The sequence below is a fragment of the Novosphingobium sp. AAP1 genome, from assembly GCF_001295765.1.
Classification (GTDB): domain Bacteria; phylum Pseudomonadota; class Alphaproteobacteria; order Sphingomonadales; family Sphingomonadaceae; genus Novosphingobium; species Novosphingobium capsulatum.
In genome coordinates, this window is the sequence record NZ_LJHO01000040.1 from 1 (window position 1) to 2897 (window position 2897).

Below are 2897 nucleotides of genomic sequence, written 5' to 3' on the forward strand. Positions count from 1 at the left end.
TCCATCATCGCTTACACCCACATGCTCAGCTACAGAACAGCAACCTATTGCTGGGCACGGCGCGATGAACATGCATCTTGCCGGAATCACTTTTCATGTCGCGAGCCCAAGATTACGTTGATACTGCTGCAACCGAGGTGCCCCTAGCTCAATCCAGTCGAGATTGTCTGGCAGTTCATGCGCAACAACTGGCTGTCGAACCGCAATTTCAAATCATACGATGACATCGTCGTCTACAGCCGCTTCGCCTGGAACAAGCTCTTCGAGCACCTGCGGCGCATCGTGCCCCTCAGATTACGTCAAAGGACCCACGGGTTCTGATCAATGCGCCCTGATATAAAACCAGTTTTGGGTGCCGCTTGACGCCCTTGACGATGTCGACAAAGTCATCGGCATTACGGAAATTGGCGGCAGCAGGTTTCCATTGACGGCTTTTACGAACTTTAGAGGCAGCGCCTCTGCTGGATGCGGAAGTCCCGCGCCCAGCAATCTTTCAAGCAGCTGGCCATCACCCTCAACGTGCTGATTACAGGATAGTTTTGAAGACTCCAGATTGACTCCCATGTCAAAACATGGAAACCAACAGCAATCATCCGGAAACATTTCCGGCGAACTGGAGGGGTGGGGCGATGAAGTCGTTTTTGCATGCTGCAGCTTTCGCATTGGTTGTGGCCAAACCGGCGCATGCCACGGAGACCGTCGCCTACACGTATGATGCTCTCGGCCGGTTGGTCCAAGTTACCCACGCTGGCTCAGTCAATAACGGCCTCAATACATCTTACAATCCTGACAAGGCCGACAACCGCGTAAACGTCACCACTACCGGTAGCTAATGGCTTATTCGCATAAGTATGAAGCCATTAGTAAATTTATGAAGGTGATGTGGTATGAATAATTTGGTAAACGTGCGCAATTTTTCGGGAAAAAGTAGATCTGCGGTCAAGGCGGTTCGTAAAACGCTTCTGATAACGACGGCAATAGTCTTCTACGTGCCATCTGCACTTGCACAAGTTGCTGTTGGCTTGCCAAAAAATCTAGACTTAGATGATAATAGTATAAGCTACTCAAGTGGCTTGCCGGTAATTTCGGAGAAAATCCTGTCTATTGGCGGTTCCCAAAATGGCCTTGAGCATGTAAGGACTATTACTGGAAATCGATATTGGATTCATAACTATACAATCGCTGTTACCGGAACGCTTGGAGGAAACGTCCAGGTAATTATTGGCAGTAGGACTATAAATTTTTCATATAATAGTTCTACGGGTAAATATGTAAATGTTGACGGTGGTGGTGGGGTTTTTACAACTGCACTTGTTTATACCGATGATAACGGCGATATATACAATTTTACTCAGGCTTTTACTGGGGATGATTTCCCGATCCCGCCGACAAAGAGTGTAGTGCAGCGCAATCTTTATGATCCAGTTGGGCCTTATGTCGCATATTGCACTAAGGTCACGCGCGCTGACGGTACGACGGAAGCACTATATTACACGACGCAGTCGGTCAAGTCTGCGGCTGGAACTGTGACGAATAGCTATAACTTTATCAGATTGTCACTTGTTGCAAAGTCTACAGGCTATTCTTTAAAGTTTGGATACGCAACGAATACTCTTTCGGTGTCTGGGGCTAGCCAAATATCATGGTCTTCCATATCGTCTGTATACGGCGTAAATAATACAATTGATTCATGCTCGACCAGTGGGTCTTGTGTTGCTTTTACTCAAAGCTGGCCTTATGCTAGTTATAATGTTACCCAGTCATCTGGAGTATATACCGAGATTTTGACTGATCCGGCCGGGCGTGTCGAAACAATTAAGAGCGACGCATCTGGCCAAAAAATTGCGTCTATACAAATTGGCTCAAACGCAACAAACACCGTTGCATTGTCTTATGATTCTAGTGGTAGAGTTGCTGGCCTATCAAAAAATGGCGTAAACTATACATACGCTTTTTCCGCCAGTGGATCGACACTTTCAAGCGTGCGATCTGCAGCTGGAGCAACGCAATATACAGCTACGGCCGACATTCCGTCGGGCGCATTGCAGGCATTCCAGAATGCACTGAATCAGAAAAATACCTACCAATACAATTCTTCCGGGTTGTTGGCTTATGTTGTTCCTCCCGAAGGCGTGATCACATCTGGTTCGCCAACGTCGGGGTATACGAAATATTCTTATGACGCCAACGGGAATGTGACCGAGCAGCGGAGTGTTGCAAAGGCGGCATCGGGTCTGTCGGACATCGTGCAATCATCTGGATATCCGTCGAGCTGTTCTTCAGGGGTGCTGTGCGAAAAACCAAGTTGGACGAAGGATGCCAAGGGTAACGAAACTGATTATACTTATAATAGTTCTACAGGATTGTTGACGTCATTTACCGGGCCGGCTGATGCTAATGGTCTGCGTCCACAGACACGTTATAGTTATACGGCCATGCAGGCCTATTTCAAGAACAGCTCCGGCTCGATTGTAGCCTCCGGACAGAATGTCTACATGCTGACGTCTATTTCTTCTTGCCGTACGCAAGCTGGGGCAGCATTGACTGGGGCAGCGGGGGTGGGACCTTTCTCGCTTTCGGGAAGCGCCACTTGCGCCAATAGCGCCGACGAGATTCGGACGACGATCAACTACGGCCCCCAGACCGCTGGTGTGGCGAATAACCTGTTGCCGATCTCGCGAACCGTTGCGACCGGGGACGGGGCGATCAGCGCTACCACGACTTTTGCCTATGACAACGTCGGCAACGTCATTTCAGCAACAGGCCCGCTTGCAGGTCAGATCTCCTATGCATTCTACGATGCTGATCGCCGTGTGACTGGTGTGATTGGTCCTGATCCCGATGGCTCTGGTACGCGCCAGCCGCTGGCGGTGAAGTACACGTATAATGCCAATGGC

1 protein-coding gene and 2 pseudogenes are annotated in these 2897 nt (G+C 49.3%); all 3 read left to right on the forward strand.

The features are described 5' to 3' along the window. Positions 1 to 111 precede the first annotated feature (111 nt). Positions 112 to 321, forward strand: a pseudogene (locus IP65_RS22095) (transposase); the annotation flags it as partial. Between the two features lie 251 nt (positions 322 to 572). Further along, the gene (locus IP65_RS21175; protein ID WP_231627932.1) at positions 573 to 833 is read left to right on the forward strand and encodes an RHS repeat domain-containing protein; all 261 of its coding nucleotides are present in this window, start codon (positions 573 to 575) and stop codon (positions 831 to 833) included. A gap of 54 nt (positions 834 to 887) precedes the next feature. After that, positions 888 to 2897, forward strand: a pseudogene (locus IP65_RS21610) (hypothetical protein); the annotation flags it as partial.